The sequence below is a fragment of the Variovorax sp. VRV01 genome (assembly GCF_014852545.1).
In the GTDB taxonomy this organism is placed as follows: Bacteria; Pseudomonadota; Gammaproteobacteria; order Burkholderiales; family Burkholderiaceae_C; genus Variovorax; species Variovorax beijingensis_A.
This window is the reverse complement of the sequence record NZ_JACVBS010000012.1, coordinates 167,647-184,605: the sequence shown is the minus strand read 5'-3', so window position 1 is coordinate 184,605 and position 16,959 is coordinate 167,647. Positions and strand designations below refer to the sequence as shown.

General features: G+C 68.0%; 12 protein-coding genes. 6 read left to right on the top strand and 6 right to left on the bottom strand.

Annotation, left to right across the window (positions count from 1 at the left end):
- Positions 1 to 15 precede the first annotated feature (15 nt).
- Complete coding sequence (locus tag IB278_RS21705; RefSeq protein WP_145742324.1) at positions 16 to 1,002, bottom strand: Bug family tripartite tricarboxylate transporter substrate binding protein; 987 nt, start codon at positions 1,000 to 1,002, stop codon at positions 16 to 18.
- Positions 1,003 to 1,146: 144 nt separating this feature from the next.
- Between IB278_RS21705 and IB278_RS21700 the strand changes: the two genes are divergently transcribed.
- Positions 1,147 to 2,061, top strand: coding sequence for a LysR family transcriptional regulator (locus tag IB278_RS21700; RefSeq protein WP_145742322.1), 915 nt, complete (start codon positions 1,147 to 1,149; stop codon positions 2,059 to 2,061).
- Positions 2,062 to 2,164: 103 nt separating this feature from the next.
- Positions 2,165 to 2,542, top strand: a complete 378-nt coding sequence (locus IB278_RS21695) for an HU family DNA-binding protein (protein WP_021005443.1) — start codon at positions 2,165 to 2,167, stop codon at positions 2,540 to 2,542.
- A 75-nt stretch (positions 2,543 to 2,617) separates the two neighbouring features.
- Here the strand turns inward: IB278_RS21695 and IB278_RS21690 are convergent, their stop codons facing one another.
- The gene (locus tag IB278_RS21690) at positions 2,618 to 3,526 is read right to left on the bottom strand and encodes a LysR family transcriptional regulator (protein ID WP_145742320.1); all 909 of its coding nucleotides are present in this window, start codon (positions 3,524 to 3,526) and stop codon (positions 2,618 to 2,620) included.
- Positions 3,527 to 3,679: 153 nt separating this feature from the next.
- On the opposite strand from IB278_RS21690, the gene IB278_RS21685 reads away from it, so the two are divergent.
- The 4 genes from IB278_RS21685 (at position 3,680) to IB278_RS21670 (ending at position 12,257) form a co-directional block, all read left to right on the top strand.
- Positions 3,680 to 4,783, top strand: coding sequence for a TRAP transporter substrate-binding protein (locus IB278_RS21685; protein WP_145742318.1), 1,104 nt, complete (start codon positions 3,680 to 3,682; stop codon positions 4,781 to 4,783).
- Positions 4,780 to 7,749: an EAL domain-containing protein gene (locus IB278_RS21680; protein WP_192325369.1), complete on the top strand. Its 2,970-nt coding sequence runs from the start codon at positions 4,780 to 4,782 to the stop codon at positions 7,747 to 7,749. Before IB278_RS21685 ends, IB278_RS21680 begins: the two co-directional genes overlap by 4 nt.
- A 29-nt stretch (positions 7,750 to 7,778) precedes the next feature.
- Positions 7,779 to 10,184 (top strand): diguanylate cyclase domain-containing protein, encoded by a 2,406-nt coding sequence (locus tag IB278_RS21675; RefSeq protein ID WP_192325367.1) that lies wholly within the window; start codon positions 7,779 to 7,781, stop codon positions 10,182 to 10,184.
- Positions 10,185 to 10,331: 147 nt separating this feature from the next.
- A complete protein-coding gene (locus IB278_RS21670) occupies positions 10,332 to 12,257 on the top strand; it encodes a PAS domain S-box protein (RefSeq protein ID WP_145742313.1) in 1,926 nt (641 codons plus the stop codon).
- Positions 12,258 to 12,292: 35 nt separating this feature from the next.
- Here the strand turns inward: IB278_RS21670 and nadE are convergent, their stop codons facing one another.
- Genes nadE through IB278_RS21650 form a run of 4 tightly spaced genes read right to left on the bottom strand, consistent with a single transcriptional unit; the run spans position 12,293 to position 16,892 of the window.
- Positions 12,293 to 13,141 (bottom strand): ammonia-dependent NAD(+) synthetase, encoded by an 849-nt coding sequence (gene nadE / locus IB278_RS21665; protein WP_145742311.1) that lies wholly within the window; start codon positions 13,139 to 13,141, stop codon positions 12,293 to 12,295.
- A gap of 18 nt (positions 13,142 to 13,159) precedes the next feature.
- Entirely contained in the window at positions 13,160 to 14,329 is a 1,170-nt protein-coding gene (locus IB278_RS21660; RefSeq protein WP_145742309.1) for a phospholipase A, read from the bottom strand.
- Positions 14,326 to 14,790, bottom strand: coding sequence for a hypothetical protein (locus tag IB278_RS21655; protein WP_145742307.1), 465 nt, complete (start codon positions 14,788 to 14,790; stop codon positions 14,326 to 14,328). Before IB278_RS21655 ends, IB278_RS21660 begins: the two co-directional genes overlap by 4 nt.
- Positions 14,787 to 16,892, bottom strand: a complete 2,106-nt coding sequence (locus IB278_RS21650) for an ATP-dependent helicase (RefSeq protein ID WP_145742305.1) — start codon at positions 16,890 to 16,892, stop codon at positions 14,787 to 14,789. Before IB278_RS21650 ends, IB278_RS21655 begins: the two co-directional genes overlap by 4 nt.
- Positions 16,893 to 16,959: the final 67 nt, after the last annotated feature.

Below are 16,959 nucleotides of genomic sequence, written 5' to 3'. Positions count from 1 at the left end.
TTCGGGGGGCGTCCATCAGTCAGCGGTGATGTTGGCGCGCGCGGCGATGGCGCGCATCAGCGGCAATTCCTTGGCGATCAGTTCGCTCACGGCGGCCGAGTTGCTGTAGCCCGGCTCCAGGCCCTGGGCGGCGAGCTTGGCGCGCGTGTCGGGATCGGCCATGGTCGCGGCCAGCGCCTTTTCGAGCCTGGCCTTCACGTCGGGCGGGAGGCCCTTCGGCGCCGCCAGCGCCAGCCAGCTGTCGGTGTTGATTTCGGGGTAGCCGCTCTCGGCCATGGTGGGCACGTCGGGCAGCAGCGTCGAGCGCTTGGCCGTGGTCACGGCAATGGCCTTGATCTTGCCGCTCTTGAGCTGCGGAATGGCCGCGCTCACGGTGTCGATGCTGAACGGAACCTGCCCACCCATGAGGTCGGTCATGGCCGGCGCGCTGCCCTTGTAGGGCACGTGCGTCATCTTGAGGCCGGCGGCATGCAGGATGGTCTCGCCGGCGAACTGCGAGGTGGTGCCGGTGCCGAAGGACGCGTACGAATACTTTCCGGGCGAGGCCTTCACGTAGTCGACGAACTGCTTGACGGTCTGCACCGGCACTTCGCTGTTCGCCAGCAGGATGAGGCCCACGCGCCCGGCCAGGCCGATCGGCTCGAAGCCCTTGACCGGGTCGTAGGGCAGGTTGGGGCGGATGGCGGGATTCACCGTGAAGGTGGTGCCCGAACTGATCAGCAGCGTGTAGCCATCGGGCGCCGCCTTGGAGACATAGCTCGCGCCGATCACCGTGCCGGCGCCGCCGCGGTTCTCGATGACCACGGGCTGGCCGAGCTCCTTGCCCAGGCGCTGGGCAATCACGCGCCCGTTCACGTCGGTGGCGCCGCCGGGCGGAAAGGGAATCACGAGCGTGACCGGGCGCGACGGAAACCCGGTGTCGGCGGCCAGCGCGGCGAGCGGTGCCAGGCCAAGGCAGGACAACAGCAGCACCATGCGGGCGAGTGCGGGGAGGCGTTTCATGAAGGACTCCTGGAGGAACAGAGCGGGGATGCAGGTTCATCCTAGGAGCCGCAAAGCGCTGCCACAAGCGCAATGTTTAGAATTGTGGATTGCCGATTCGGCAATCGACAAATGCGCGTCGCCCCGCTGCGACAAGGAAGAAACATGTCGCTTCACACGCTGCAGGAGACCGCGGTCCGCTACTTCCTGGAGGTGGTCCGAACCGGGTCGGTGAAGGAGGCCGCGCTCAAGCTCAACGTGGCGCCTTCCGCCGTGAGCCGGCAGGTGGCGCGCCTGGAGCGCGAGCTCGACACGCTGCTGTTCGACCGGCACGCGCGCGGCATGGTGCCCAATGCGGCCGGCGAGCTGCTGGCCGCGCATGCCAAGCGGGTGCAGCAAGACATCGAGCGCGTGGCCGGCGAGATCCAGGGCCTGCGCGGCCTGCGCAGCGGGCGCGTGCGCGTGGCGAGCACCGAGGGCTTCGCGTTCGACTTTCTTCCCACGCTGATCTCGCGCTTTCGCGCCAGGCACGAGGGCATCCGCTTTCATCTGGAGGTCTGTCCGCCCCACGAGATTCCCGGCCGCATCCGCGACGGCGAAGCGGACGTCGGCATCACGCTGAGCGCGGTGCCCGAGCCCGGCATCCGGATCGAGCTGCGCCACCCCAGCCCGATCCTCGCCGTGATGGCCAGCGACCATCCGCTGGCGGCGCAGCGGCAGCTCTCGCTGCGCCAGGTGGCGGCCTATCCGCTGGGCCTGCCGCCGCGGGACAGCTCCATCCGGCAGCTGCTCGATATCAGCTGCAGCCGGCAGGGGCTGCAGTACGTGCAGGCCATGTCGAGCAACCATGCGAATGCGCTGGTGAGCTTTGCGGCCGCGGGCGGCGGCACCATCGCCTTCTATGGCGAGCTGTCGATCCGCACGCAGCTGAAGTCGAAGGCGCTGGTGGCCATCCCGCTGAAGGACCGCGAGATGAACGAGCGCCACCTCGAAGTCGAGACGCTCGCGGGCCGCTCGCTGCCCGATGCAGGCAAGGCTTTCGTGCGGTTTTTGACGGATGCCATCCAGGCCTCGGCCTGAGGGCGGCCGCGCGTGCGCTACACTCCGCGCCGCTTGCAGCCGGCCTCAGCCGCTGCGCCGTCATTGGCAACATGACGAGAACAAACCAAAGGAAATTTTTCAAGTGAACCGTATCGAACTGGTCGAAAAGATCGCCACCGCCCACAACGTCAGCAAGGCCGAAGCCGCCCGCATCCTGGAAACCGTCACGGGCTCCATCGTCGCCGCAGTGAAGAAGGGCGACCCCGTCCAGCTCATCGGCTTCGGAACCTTCAAGCAAGTGGCGCGCGCCGCACGCACCGGCTTCAACCCGCAAGCCGGCGCAAAGATCAAGATCGCCGCGCAGAAGGTGCCCAAGTTCGTGCCGGGCGCAGCGTTCAAGGCCGCCATCGACCCCAAGGCTGCAAAGCGCAAGGCCGACAAGGCAGCCGCCAAGCCCGCCGCCAAGAAGGCAGCACCGGCCAAGAAGGCCGCACCCGCCAAGAAGGCTGCCAAGAAGTAATGAATGGATCGCAGCCGCAAGGCTGCCTCCACGCAGGACGGCCCTCGGGCCGTTTTCTTTTTTCCGGGGCGGCTCTCAGGCTGGCGTTCCCAGCCGCGCGAGGACCAGATCGTGCAGTGTCTGCGCCGCCACCGAGAGGCTGCCCTCCCGGCGCTGCACCAGGTAGATGGTGCGTGTGAGACCGGGCAGCGGCAGCGGCCGCGTCACCAGCGTCTCGCGCTGGAAGTGGAAGAGCGTGAGCTCCGGCACCACACTGATGCCGATGCCGGCCTCGACCAGCCCCATCACCGTGGCCAGGTGCTCGACCTCGAACACGGCGTTGAGCCGCAGCGGGTGCAGCGCCGCGTCGAGCGACTGGCGCACGCTGCTGTTGCGCGCCATCTGGATGAAGGGCCATGGCGCGAGCTGCCGTGCCGTGAGCCTGGCGGCGCTGGCGAGCGGATGGTCCTTGCGGCAGACCAGGTGAAAGCGGTCGCCGCAGAGCTTGCGGCCGCGCAGGTCGCTGGCTGCGGCGGCGCCGGCGCCGGTTGCCGCGAGCGCGAAATCCGCCTGGTGGCTGCGCAGCTGGGCAATGCAGGCGTCCGACAGCGCGTCGTGCAGCTCGACCGTGATGCCGGGCCACGCCTGCATGAACTCCGCCAGGATCGCCGGCAGCCGTCCTGCCGCCAGGGAGGGCAGGGCCGCCACGCTCACGCGGCCCTTGCGCCGCTGGGCATGGTCGGCCAGGTCGCCGATGGCGCCCTGCATGTCGTCCAGCAGCCGCCGCGCCGAGGGTTCGAACAGCCGGCCCTCGGGCGTGAGCTGCACGCTGCGCGTGTCGCGGTCGAACAGCCGCGCGCCGAGCGTTTCCTCGAGCGTGCGGATCAGTGCACTGAACGCGGGCTGCGACAAGTGGCAGGTCTGTGCCGCGCGCGTGAAGTTGCGCTGCTCGGCCAAGGCCGTGAACGCGCGCAGTTGGCGGCTGGAAAGCTCGGGCGCTGGCATCGGTCTGGAATCTGGGTGAGTGGAGCCGGGAATCCGGGCCTGTGGATGGTATTCCTGTGCCCTGTACGCAACGTGCCTTGGCGATTCCGGCCGGTGGGCGCCAGAAACGGCGTTTTTGTAAAAAATTTGTGACTTAAGGCCCAATTCGGCATCATGATCCGGGCCATGAGGTCCGGCGAAGTTTCTCCCGCTTGGCGACGCGTGCTCTGGGCGCATGTTGCCGTTCTTTTTTTTCTTGCTTTCACTGCAACGAACAGCAAGGCTCAGCAGCCGGCGTCTGCGCAGGGTCTGCGGATCGTGGGCGGGCTGGCGAGCGTGAGCCAGTACACGCTGCATGAAGAGCGCTTCTGGAGCCAGGACCTGCGCCGCCTGAGCGGCGGAAAGTACAGCGCGAGCATCGTTCCGTTCAACCAGGCGGGCGTGCCGGGGCAGGAAATGCTCAATCTGATGCGGCTGGGCGTCATTCCATTCGGCACCGCGTTGCTCAGCCAGGTCAGCAACGAGTATCCCGAGCTGGGCACGCCCGACATTGCCGGACTGAATCCCGACATGCCCACGATGCGGCGGGTGGTCGCAGCCTTCAGGCCCTACCTCGAGAAGACGCTGCGCGAACGCCATGGCGTCGAGCTTCTCGCGGTGTACGTCTACCCCGCCCAGGTGATCTTCTGCAAGCGGACCCTGACGCGGCTTTCGGACCTGGCGGGGCGGCGCGTCCGCGTTTCGGGCAGCAGCCAGGCCGACTTCATCCGCGCGCTCAACGGCGTGCCCGTCTTCACCGAATTTTCGGAGCTCATGGCCAACATGAATTCGGAGAACACCGAATGCGCCATCACCGGTGCGATGTCCGGCAACACGCTGGGCCTGCACAAGATGACGAGTTCGCTCTACACCATGCCCATCAGCTGGGGCCTGGCCGTCTTCGGCGCCAACGCGGATGCCTGGAATGCGCTGCCTGCGGACCTGAAGGCCCTGTTGAAAGCCGAGCTGCCGAAACTCGAGGCCGCGGTCTGGAACGAGTCGGAGCGCGACACCGGCAACGGCATCGCGTGCAACACGGGCGCCGCGACCTGCACGAAGGGCACCAAGGGCGCGATGGTCGAGGCGCGCCCGTCCGCGGATGACGAGCGGCGCCGGCGCGAGATTTTCGCCACCAGCGTGCTGAGCCGGTGGGTGCAGCGGTGCGGGGCCGTGTGCGCGGAAGTGTGGGACCAGACCGTCGGTCCCATCGCCGGGATCAAGGCGCCTGTCGGGCAGTGACCAAGCCTGTGCCCAGCCGCATCACCGGCTTCGTCTACGGCGTTTCGGCGCTGTTTCTCGCGGCCGTGCTCGCCATTGCCGGGCTGATGGCATGGCAGATGTACCAAAAGGAGATTGCCGACAGCGAGGCCCAGGCCGTGCGGTTCATCGGCACCTCGGAGGCTGCGCTCAACCGCAGCCTGCTCGGGGCGAACACGCTGCTGGCTGGCCTGGGGCAGTTTCTGCGCAAATCCGGCGAAGGCAGCATCGCAAGCGACCTCGCGCAGGCCGAGACCGCGCAATTGATCGAAACCAGCGTTCGCCAGAGCCTGCTGGCCCGGTACGTCGCCTTCCTGACGCCCGAGGGCCGGGTGATCGGGTCTTCCGACCGGCGGGGAGCGAAGCTGGCGGTACAGCTGCCCGACGGATTCCTGAAGGAGGCTCTGGCCCATCCGGGATCCGTGATGTCGATCAGCACGCCCTCGATCAGCCCGGTGACTTCCCAGCAGGTGCTGTATCTTGCGCGCGTCCTCACGCTCGCGGACGGCGGCAAGCTGGTCGCGGTGGCCGAGGTGCAAGTCTCGATGCTCACCACCATCCTTGCGCAGGGGGCCAACATCAGGGGGCTCGAAGTCACGCTGGAGCGCGAGGGCGGGCTGATGCTGGCCAGCATGCCGCCGCGCGACGATCTTGCGGGGCGCACCATCAGCCCCGCCCTGACGGACCAGGCGGACGGGCGTCCCCGGCGCATGCTTTCCCGGCTCAGCGGCGCGCCGGCCATCGTCGTTGCCCGGCCCACGCTGCACCGAAGCCTGCTGATCGTCGCGAGCATTCCGCTCGAGTCCGCCCTCGCGGACTGGCGCAGGGACAGCAATGTGGTTGCGGCCGCGGCCCTGGCCTTCATGCTGATGATCCTTGCGGTCACCTACTTCGCCCTCGCGCAGCTGCGGCGACAGTGGCGCGCGCGCGCCGAGCTGCTGCGCTCCAAGGCTACGCTGGACCAGGCGCTCGAATCCATGGTGGACGGTTTCGTGCTGCTCGATCCCAATGACCGCGTCGTCACCTGGAACCGCCGCTTCGTCGATTTCTTTCCCTGGGCAGAGCCCTTGCTGGCCCCGCAGGTGCCGTTCCAGCGCATCACGGAACTGAACGCGCGCCACCTGATGACGCAGAACGAGCAGGAGATCACGCTGCTGAACGGGCAGGTGATCGTTGCGGTGAACAGTCCCACGCCCGACGGCGGCCTGGTGTGCGTCTACCGCGACGTGACCGAGAAGAAGCGCCACGTCGCCGACATCCTCGAAGGCAAGGCGCAGCTGCAGGCCACGCTGGATGCCTTGCCCGACGTGCTGATGGACGCCGGCATCGACGGCCGCTGCTACAGCTTCCATTCGCCGCGCCGCCCCAGGCCCGCGTTCAAGGTGCGCGAGCCGGTGGGCAAGCTGATGTCGGACCTGCTGCCGGCGAATGCCGCGGCCGAGGTGATGGTGGCGCTGCGCGATGCCTTCGAAACCGGCTTTTCCACCGGCCGGCAGTTCGAGATCCGGACCGCGCGGGGCGTCACGTGGTTCGAGATCTCGGTCTCCCGCAAGGTAATCGGCGAAGGCGCCGCCGCGCGCTTCATCGTCATCCTGCGCGACATCACCGAGAGCAAGCTGGCGGCCCGCGAGATCGAGCACCTGGCCTTCTACGACATTCTCACGGGCCTGCCCAACCGCCGGCTGCTGCTGCACCGCCTGCAGGCCACCATCGACGCGAACGTGCGGCGCTCGCGCCACGGCGCGCTGCTGTTCCTGGACCTGGACGATTTCAAGACGCTCAACGATGCGCTCGGGAACGCCACGGGCGATGAACTGCTCAAGCAGGTGGCGCTGCGGCTGCAGGACAGCCTGAAGGAGGGCGGCACGGTCGCGCGGCTGGGAGGCGACGAATTCGTGGTGCTGCTGGACAACCTCAGCGACGACGCCGGCGTTGCCGCGATGCAGGCCAATACCGCCGGCGAGGCCATCCTCACGGTGCTGAACGAGTCGTTCCAGCTCGCGGACCACCAGTACCACAGCACCGGCAGCATCGGCGCCGTGGTGTTCAGCGCCACGCAGCAGTCGCTGGAGGATCTGCTGAAGCAGGCGGACATCGCCATGTACTACGCCAAGTCCGCAGGCGGCAACGCGCTGCGTTTCTTCGAGGCCTCGATGCAGACCGCCATCACGGCCCGCGCAACGCTGGAGAGCGAGCTCCACGCGGCGCTGGCGGGCGAGCAGTTCGTGCTGCACTACCAGTCCCAGGTGGCCTCCAATGGCCACGTGGTGGGCGCCGAGGTGCTGATCCGCTGGCAGCATCCGGTGCGGGGCGTGGTGCAGCCCGGAGGCTTCATCGAGCTGGCGGAGGAAACCGGGCTGATCGTGCCGATCGGCATGTGGGTGCTGGAGACGGCCTGCATCCAGCTCGAGCGCTGGAGCCACGATGCGAGGCGCCGGCACCTGCGGCTGGCGGTGAACGTCAGCGCGCGCCAGTTCCGCACCGACGACTTCGTGGAACGCGTGCGCGACGTGCTCCGGCGCACCGGCGCCGACCCGACGCGGCTGGAGCTCGAGCTCACCGAAAGCCTGCTGCAGGACAAGGTCAGCGAAACAATCTGCAAGATGCAGTCGCTCGCGGCGTTGGGCGTGCGCTTTTCCATGGACGACTTCGGCACCGGCTTCTCGTCGCTCTCCTACATGACCCAGCTGCCGCTGAACCAGATCAAGGTCGACAAGTTCTTCGTGCAGAGCATCGGCATCGATCCGAAGGTCGAACTGATCATCCAGGCCATCATCGGCATGGCCCGCAATCTCGATCTCGAGATCGTGGCGGAGGGGGTCGAAACGCAGCAGCAGTTCGAATTCCTCCAGGCGCACGGTGCCATGCTGTGCCAGGGCTACCTGTTCAGCAGGCCGGTGCCGCTCGACCAGTTCGATGCCCAGCTGGATGTCGAGATGGCGAGCTGAACGCACGCCGCGCTCACGAGGCCACTGCGATGCGCCTTCCATTCCCCGCCGTCCCCCGCCTGAGCCTGCGCGCGCGCCTGTCCGCCGGCGTGCTGGCGATCGTCTTCCTGACGACCATGGGGGTCACCGCCGCCGCGCTCCATTTCCTCAAGCGCAGCATGGAGGCGGCCATCGCCGGTGAGGAGTTCGAACGGATATCGGCCATTGCCGGAGCCGTGGACCAGAAGTTCCTGAGCCGGCGCACCCTGCTCAAGGCCTTCGGCGACGGCATCGAGAGCCGCAGCCTGGCCGGCCCCGGGGAACTGCAGGACCTGGTCATGCAGCACGGCTCGCTGAGGGAGGCGTTCGACAACGTGGCCTTCACCGGCATGGACGGCGAACTGGTGGCCAACCTCAACGGCACGCAGCCGATCGGCAAGGTCAACATCAAGGACCGCGAATACTTCCAGCGCACGGTCGCCGCCCGCGCGGGCGTCATCTCCAAGCCCTTTCGCAACCGCGTGAGCGGCCTGGCGCAGATCGCCCTGACCGAACCCGTGCTCGATCGCGGCGGCAACGTCGTGTATGTCATTACCGCCTTCGTCAACCTCAAGGAAAAGAACTTCCTGGGCGAACTTGCCAACGTGAAGTTCGGCAAGAGCGGGTACATGTTCATCACGGACACGGACGGCATCGTCATCGACCACCCCGACAGGTCCCGGCTGCTTCAGCGCGCGGACGCCGGCGGGGCCCGCAACCCTGCCACCGAGCGCGCCATCGCCGGCTTCGAGGGCACGATGGAGGCCGTCGATCCCGCGGGCGTCCATGGCCTCTACGCCTTCAAGCGCATCGGCCAGACCAACTGGGTGCTGGGCGCGATGTATCCGCGGAATGAGGCCTTTGCCCGGATCGACCGGATCGAGCGCTATGCCTGGGCCGGCGCACTGCTGCTGACGCTGCTGGCCGGGGGGCTGGCCTTCATGACCGCGCGGGCGCAGCTCGCACCCCTGTCGCGCCTGCGCGAGCACATGCAGGTCTCGCGCGCCGCCACCGCCTATGCGCCCATGCAGGAGGCGCCGCCGGACGACGAGGTCGGCGATCTCTCGCGGACCTTCGACCTGCTGATGTCGGAGCGGCAGGCCGCCAACGAGAAGCTGGCCGCCAGCGAGAGATTCCTGCGCGACGTGACCGACAACCTGCCGGCGGTGGTGGCCTACTTCGACAGCAGCCAGCGCTGCCTTTTCGCGAACAAGGCCGGGCTCGGGATGCGCGGCAGGACCATGGCCGACATCGGGCGCATGACCATGCAGGAGTCGCTGCCCGACCACGTCTACCAGCAACTCGTGCCCGGCATCGCCAAGGTGCTCGCGGGAACGCCGACGCGCACCGAAGGCACCTACGAGCGCAACGGCAAGCTGGGCTTCTTCGAATGCCATCTGGCGCCCGACATCCGCGACGATGGCGTATTGGCCGGCTACTACGTGATGACCTTCGACGTGAGCAAGCGCAAGCAGGCCGAAATGCACAGCGCCGGAAGCGAGCGGCGCCTGCGCGGGCTGACCGACAACGTGCCGGCGCTTCTTGCCGAGCTGGACCTCGAGGAGCGCGTGGTCTTCTGCAACGGCAAATACCAGGCCTGGCTCGGCGTCTCGCCGGAGGCGATGACGAACCGCCCCATCCACGAGGCCATCGGCGAGGCGCACTACGAAATCCGCAAACCGCTGCTGGCGCGGGCATTCGCGGGCGAGGTGGTGTCCTTCGAGCAGACCGCCAGCCTGCTGATCGGCGAGCGGACCTTGCAGACCACCTATCTGCCCCAGCGCAATGCGCAAGGTGCGGTTACCGGGCTGTACATCCTGTCGAACGACGTCACCGAGCTCAAGCAAAAGCAGATGAAGCTGGATGCCCTCGCGCGCGAGGATGCGCTCACCGGGCTGCCCAACCGCCGCTCGTTCGAGGAGCATGCGCGCGACGCCATGGCCAGGTCCCGGCGCGCCGGCCTGCCGGTCTGCCTGCTGTTCCTGGACATCGACTACTTCAAGTCCATCAACGATTCGCTGGGCCATGCGGCGGGCGATGCGGTGCTGCGGGAATTTGGCCGCCGGCTGAGGGAGAGCGTGCGCGAAACCGACATGGCGGCGCGCTACGCGGGCGACGAGTTCGTGATCCTTCTCGAAGGCGCCAGCGGCGCCGCCGAGGCGCAGGTGGTGGCCGGCAAGGTGCTGGCCGCCATGCGGCCGCCTTTCCACCTGCCCGGCCGCACGCTGCAGGCCACCACCAGCATCGGCGTCGCGATTTCGGAGGAGGACGAGGATTTTCCGTCCCTGTTCGTGCGCGCGGACACCGCGCTCTATGCGGCCAAGAAAGAGGGAAAGAACCGCTTCATGATGGCGGCGCCCAGGCCTGGAAACCCGGGCGGTGCGCCGTGGCCGCGCGAAGAGCCTTCCAGCGCCTGAGGCCGGCAGCACCGCGCATGCGGTGCGCAATCTGGACCTTGTCCTACGCGAAAAGTAACCATGGCTGGCCTAAATTGGCACCACCGTTTCACGACGGGCACCGCACGCCGTGGCATCGATCGCGCGGCCACTGAAGGGAAAAGAGCAATGGCAGATCACGGCGCTGGGAGTGCACCCCTGAACCAACGCACTCTGACCGACGCCGATTTCAGGCTGATGGTCGATTCGGTCACCGACTACGCCATCATCGTCCTCGATCCTGGCGGCATCGTCATCAGCTGGAACGAGGGCGCCCGCAAGCTCAAGGGATACGACGCTCCCGAAATCCTGGGGCGGCACTTCTCGCTTTTCTATCCGACCGAGCTGCTCGAGCAGAACCGGCCGGAACACGCACTCGAAACGGCACGCCGCGATGGCCGCATGGAGGAAGAAGGCTGGCGCCTGCGCAGCGACGGCACGCGCTTCTGGGCCAGCGTGGTCATCACGCGGATCACCGGCTCGGGCGGAGAAACCCGCGGCTTTTCGCTGATCACGAGGGACCGCAGCGAGAACCGCCGCCAGGACGAGATGCTGCGCATGAGCGAGGAGCGCTTCCGGCTGCTGGTCGAGGGCGTGAAGGACTATGCGATCTTCATGCTCGACCCGGGCGGCCACATCGTGAGCTGGAATCTCGGCGCGCAGAAGAACAAGGGCTACGAGGCCTCGGAAATCATCGGACAGCATTTCTCCAGGTTCTATCCGCCAGAGGTCGCTGCCAGCGGCTGGCCCGAACAGGAACTGCGCAATGCGCTGCGGGACGGGCGCTTCGAGGACGAGGGCTGGCGCATCCGCAAGGACGGCAGCCGGTTCTGGGCCAGCGTGGTGATCACCGCGCTGCACGATGCCACCGGCAGGCACCGCGGCTTTGCCAAGGTCACGCGCGACCTCACGGAGCGCCGCCGCGTGACCGCGCTGGAGGACGAAGGGCGCCGCGTGACGAACTTCCTTGCGATGCTCGGGCACGAACTGCGCAATCCGCTGGCGCCGATCTCCAACGCGCTCGAGCTCCTCAAGCGGGAGAAGACGGAGTCGGCCGCGGTCGTGCACACCCGCGACATCATCGGCCGGCAGCTGCGCCAGATGACCCGGCTGGTGGACGACCTGCTCGACGTCGGCCGCATCACGAGCGGCAAGATCCAGCTCGAGAACAAGCCGGTCCGGCTGCGCGATGCCATCGCCGAGGCCATCGAGGCGGTGCGCCCGCTGATCGACGGCAAGTCGCAGACCCTGCACCTGCAGATGCAGGATGCGGACCCCTGGATCGCGGGAGACAGCGCGCGCGTCATCCAGATCGTCAGCAACCTGGTCCACAACGCCGCAAAATTCGCCGGGAACGGCGGCAACATCCACGTGTCGCTCTCGCGAAGCGCAGCGGATGCGGACATCAGCGTGCGCGACGACGGGCCCGGCATACCGCCGCAGGACCTGCAGCGGATCTTCGACCTGTTCGTGCAGGGCGAGCAGAACCTGGCCAGGACGCAGGGCGGGCTGGGCCTGGGGCTCAGCCTGGTGCAGCAGCTGACGACGCTGCATGGCGGGCGCGTCAGCGCGTTCAGCACCGGCAGGCCAGGCGAGGGCAGCGAGTTCGTGGTGCAGTTCCCGACCACTCAGGCGCCGGTCGCCATGCTCGAGGCGCAGCCGCGGCCGGTGGGCGAGCAGCGCGTGCTGGTGGTGGACGACAACGTGGATGCGGCCGAGACCATGGCGATGCTGCTGGAGGCGCTGGGCTACAAACCCAGCGTCGTGCATGGCGGGCTGGCCGCCATCGAGGCGGTGAAGGCGCAGGACCCGGATGTGGTGCTGCTGGACATCGGCCTGCCCGACCTGAGCGGCCATGAAGTCGCGCGGCGCGTGCGCGCGGAGATGGTCAACCCCCCGCCGCTGATCGCCGTCACCGGCTACGGGCAGGCCAGCGACAGGGACACCAGCCTGGAGGCCGGCTTCCGGGCCCATCTGACGAAGCCGGTCGATGTCGACAAGCTCTCGGCGCTGCTCGAGCACCTGCTGGAGCCGCCTCGCTTCAAGGCCGCATAGAGGCGCGTAGAGCCGCGCAGAGCCGGGCTGGAAAGCTAGGCCGGGTGCGGCGGCTCCACCGGCAGCGCGCGCTTGTGGGCGCTCTTGCGGTGCGTGGCAAGAATGATCTCGCGCGCCGCCGCAGCCACCGGCTTGCCTTCGAGGAAATCGTCGATCTGCTCGTAGCTCACGCCGAAGGCGTCTTCGTCGGGCTTGCCCGGCACCAGCGACTCGAGGTCCGCCGTGGGCACCTTGAACACCAGCTCGTCGGGCGCGCCGAGCCGCTGCGCGAGGGCCCGCACGCGGCGCTTGTCGAGGCCGGTGAGCGGCGTCACGTCGGCCGCGCCGTCGCCGAACTTGGTGAAGAAACCCATCAGCGCCTCGGCCGCATGGTCGGTGCCGATGACGATGCCGTCGTGCGCGCCGGCCACCGCGAACTGCGCGATCATGCGCTGGCGCGCCTTGATGTTGCCGAGCACGAAATCTTCGTGCGCCGCGTCGCGGAAGGCCAGGTCCCCCTTCTTGAGCGCCGCGAGCATGCCGTCGGCCGCGGGGCGGATGTCGACGGTGAGGATGCGGTCGGGCCTGATCACCGCGAGCGAGGCCTGCGCCTCGTCCTCGTCCTTCTGCACGCCGTAGGGCAGCCGCATCGCGATGAAGGTGGCGCCGTAGCCCTGCGCGCGCAGCCTTTCGACGGCGCGCTGCGCGAGGCAGCCGGCGGTCAGCGAATCGACGCCGCCGCTGATGCCGAGCACCAGCGCCTTGAGGCCGGTGCCTCGCAGGTAGTCCGCAAGAAAGGCGGTGCGCCGCTCGATTTCCGCCGCGGCATCGAAGACGGGCGCAACATGCAGCGCCGCGATGATCTCGCGCTGTGTGGCGTCGACGGGAGTCAGGTGCTGATCCATGAAGCGATCCTTGCTTGCCTAGAAATCCACCAGGCTCAGGCCGATGCTGAGCACGGTGCGCTTGCGGTTGTAGTCCACCAGCGTGTCGCCGTAGCCGTGGAACAGCTGCGTATGGAAGCGCAGGTTGCTCTTGGTCGAATCGCCGATGGCCTTGAGCCATTCGAGCCGCACCGAACCGCGGCCGCTCTCGCGCAGGTTGTTGCGCACCGTGATGCCCAGGGTGTTGTCGCGGTTGAAGTTCCAGCGGCCCGTGACTTCGGCGCGGCCGATGTAGTTGGAGATGTCGGGGTTGTCGTCCTTCGCGGCCTCCTCCGACATGCGCTGCCAGATGCGTCCGGTGACGGTGAAGCGGTCGCCCAGTTCGGCGCCGCCCATCAGGTAGACGCGGTTCCAGCTGCGCGATAGCGGCAGGCTCTGGCCGTTCGACTGGTGCACCACGCCCACGCCCGCATAGCGCCAGCGCCAGCCGCCGGGCAGGTTGAAGTCCAGCGGATAGACATACATCAGCTCGGGCTCGTGGTCGGTGGTGCGGAACGGCCGCGAGATCGAGCCGTTGAACAGCTGCCAGGTCGACTGCTGCGAGTAGGCGAACCACAGCGAGTCCTTCCTGGCGGGCTCGTTCTGCGTGAGCAGGCCCTGGGCGATCTTGGTACGCACCGACAACCCGATGCGCATCTCGTTGGCCTGGTAGGCCACGGGCGTGCCGGTGTGGCCTTCCGAGGGCGAGGTGGGCGTGCCGGGCTTGCTGCTGGCGGCCGAGGCCGACACGTTCAGCGGCCGATAGCCGCGGAACCCGAAGGTGCCGCAATCGGTGCCGTTCTCCAGCTCCCAGAAGCGCGACAGCGCCGAGTACTGGCGGTCGCGGCAGCCTTCGTTGGTGTCGACCGAAATCACGCGCGTGGCCGGTATCGAGGCGTCCACCGGCGGTGCCGGCTGCGTGTTGGCCAGCACCGGCGGCGCCACGGGCACCGAAACCGACGGCAGCGTCTGCTGCTGCGCCCAGCGGTCGAAGCAGGCCAGGCGCGCTTCGTTGCTGTTGCCGAGCGCGGCGCACTGCTGCCAGGTCAGCTGCGCGTCGGCCAGCGGGCTGCGTGGCTGGTCGACGGCCTGCGCATGCGCGGTGGCGGTGCCCAGGCAGGCCGCGAGGGTCGCCAGCCCGGAGAAGATGGCGTGTGTTCGTTGGGTCATTGGTTTCCTTGCGTCCCCCCTGTTTTGTTCAGCACGAACGGATGCGTGCTTTCGTCCGCGGCGTTGCGCCACGTGCCCCTGAATTCCCGGCCGCAGGAGCCGGGCTGCAGGGTGCCGGCCCAGACGCCGCTGATGGCGCGGCCATCCAGCGATTCGTCGATGGAGAGGGCGCCGTCGTCGTCGACGTCGCCCGCGAGCTGCGCCACCTCGGGCCGGGCGCTGCCGCCCGCGGCGTCGCGTGTGATGGTGCCGCGCACGCCGGCGTAATCGGGGTGTTTGCCGAGCTGCACCGTGGCCGCGGCGGGAGCGCCGTCGAAGCGCGCCTCCCAGCGGCCGTAGAGCGACTGCAGCGGCAGCTCGCGCGCATCGGCGGGGCAGCCGGCGCCGCCGCCCTGCGTTGCCGTGGCACAGCCCGTGGCGGCAAGAAGAACGGCGAGGAAGGCGGGCAGCAGCCTCTTCATGGTGCCGCCGCGGCCGCGGCCTTGGCGGCCGCGCTGTCCTGTGCCTTGCGCGCGAACTCGGCGCGCAGCGCCTTGAGCTTCTCGCGCGGGTCTTCGCGGGTGGTGGTCTTGTCCAGGCCCATCTCGGCGATGAAGCGGCTCGGGACGCAGGGCACCATCTCGCGGCCCTGCTTGCGCTTCTTGGTCCAGCTCACGGCCAGGCTGCGCTGCGCGCGCGTGATGCCTACGTACATCAGGCGGCGCTCTTCCTGCAGCCGCTGCAGCGTGTCGTCGCTCACCTGGAGCTGGCGGCCGTTGTCGTCCTCGAGCTTGAAGGGCAGCAGGCCCTCGGTCACGCCGATCAGCATCACGTGCGGCCATTCGAGGCCCTTGGAGGCATGCAGCGTGGACAGCGTGACCACGTTCTGGTCCTGCTCGCGCTCGCTGATGGTCGACAGCAGCGAGATGGTCTGCGCCACCTCGAGCAGGCTCTTGCGCTCAGTCTCGATGTTGCTGTCGGCGCCCGAGGCATCGTCGAGGGTGCCGCCGGCGCGCTGCGACATCCAGTCGACGAACTCCATCACGTTGGTCCAGCGCGCGGCCGCGGCCTGTTCGCTGTCCTCGCCGTCGTAGAGATGCTTCTCGTAGTCGATCTCCTTGAGCCAGTCGAGCATGAAGGTGCGCGAGTCTTCCGCGCCCATGGTGCGGCGCGCGCGGTATTCGAGGTCGTTGATGTAGCGGCCGAACTCGTGGATGCCCTCGAGCGTGCGCTTGGGCATCACGCTCGGCAGCGACGGGCTGAACAGCGCCTCGAACAGGCTCAGCTTGTACTGGCTGGCAAAGGTGCCCAGGCTCGCGAGCGTGGTGTGGCCGATGCCGCGCTTGGGCGTGGTGATGGCGCGCAGGAACGCCGGGTCGTCGTCGTTGTTGACCCAGAGGCGGAACCAGCCGCACAGGTCCTTGATCTCGGCGCGGTCGAAGAAGCTCTGGCCGCCCGACACCTTGTAGGGAATCTGCGCCTTGCGCAGCGCCTGCTCGAACACGCGTGCCTGGTGGTTGGCGCGGTAGAGGATGGCGAAGTCGCGGAACTCCTTGTACTGCTTGCCCTGCACGGCGGTGTCGCCCGCGCGCAGGCTGATGATGCGCGCCACCGCGCGCTCGGCCTCGTGCGCCTCGGAGTCGGCATCGACCACGCGCACCGGCTCGCCTTCGCCGAGCTCGGAGAACAGCGTCTTCGGAAACAGCTTGGGATTGGGGCCGATCACGTTGTTGGCCGCGCGCAGGATCGCGCTGGTCGAGCGGTAGTTCTGCTCGAGCTTGATGACCTTCAGGTTGGGATAATCGACCGGCAGCTTGCGCAGGTTGTCCAGCGTGGCGCCGCGCCAGCCGTAGATCGACTGGTCGTCGTCGCCCACCGCGGTGAAGCGCCCGCGCTCGCCGGCCAGCGCCTTCAGCACCTCGTATTGCGTGGCGTTGGTGTCCTGGTATTCGTCCACCAGGATGTGGCCCAGCGCGGCCTGCCACTTGGCGCGCACTTCGTCGAAGTCGCGCAGCAGCTTGAGCGGCATGCCGATCAGGTCATCGAAGTCGACGCTCTGGTAGGCCGTGAGCCGCTCTTCGTAGCGCGCCATGATGCGCGCGGTGATGCGCTCGTTGTCGTCCACCGCGGCCGCCTCGGCCTGCGCGGCGTTCAGGCCCATGTTCTTCCACTTGCTGATGGTCCACTGCCAGATGCGCGCGGTGGCGGTGTCGGTGGTGCCGCCCGCGTCCTTGAGGATCTTGGTGACGTCGTCGCTGTCCAGGATGCTGAAGGCCGGCTTCAGGCCGAGCACGGCGCCGTCCTCGCGCATCATGCGCACGCCCAGCGCGTGGAAGGTGCAGATCACCACATGCTTCGCCTCGCGCCCGATCAGTCCCTTGGCGCGCTCGCGCATTTCGCTCGCGGCCTTGTTGGTGAAGGTGATGGCCGCAATGCGCTTGGGCTCGAGCCCGGCCTGGATCAGCCGGCCGATCTTGTGCGTGATGACGCGCGTCTTGCCCGAGCCCGCGCCCGCCAGCACCAGGCAGGGGCCGTGCAGGTAGTTGACAGCTTCTTGTTGCGCGAGATTGAGACCGGAGGACATGGGGAGTGGGGACGGAAGGCCGCGAAGGAACGGCTGGCGCAAAGCGCGCAATGATACGGGGCGCATG

Excerpts from the sequence above, each read along its gene's own strand:
- IB278_RS21705 (WP_145742324.1), bottom strand. The coding sequence starts at position 1,002 with ATGAAACGCCTCCCCGCACTCGCCCGCATGGTGCTGCTGTTGTCCTGC.
- IB278_RS21660 (WP_145742309.1), bottom strand. The coding sequence starts at position 14,329 with ATGACCCAACGAACACACGCCATCTTCTCCGGGCTGGCGACCCTCGCG.
- IB278_RS21670 (WP_145742313.1), top strand. The coding sequence starts at position 10,332 with ATGGCAGATCACGGCGCTGGGAGTGCACCCCTGAACCAACGCACTCTG.
- nadE (WP_145742311.1), bottom strand. The coding sequence starts at position 13,141 with ATGGATCAGCACCTGACTCCCGTCGACGCCACACAGCGCGAGATCATC.
- IB278_RS21650 (WP_145742305.1), bottom strand. The coding sequence starts at position 16,892 with ATGTCCTCCGGTCTCAATCTCGCGCAACAAGAAGCTGTCAACTACCTG.
- IB278_RS21675 (WP_192325367.1), top strand. The coding sequence starts at position 7,779 with ATGCGCCTTCCATTCCCCGCCGTCCCCCGCCTGAGCCTGCGCGCGCGC.
- IB278_RS21700 (WP_145742322.1), top strand. The coding sequence starts at position 1,147 with ATGTCGCTTCACACGCTGCAGGAGACCGCGGTCCGCTACTTCCTGGAG.
- IB278_RS21690 (WP_145742320.1), bottom strand. The coding sequence starts at position 3,526 with ATGCCAGCGCCCGAGCTTTCCAGCCGCCAACTGCGCGCGTTCACGGCC.
- IB278_RS21655 (WP_145742307.1), bottom strand. The coding sequence starts at position 14,790 with ATGAAGAGGCTGCTGCCCGCCTTCCTCGCCGTTCTTCTTGCCGCCACG.
- IB278_RS21685 (WP_145742318.1), top strand. The coding sequence starts at position 3,680 with ATGATCCGGGCCATGAGGTCCGGCGAAGTTTCTCCCGCTTGGCGACGC.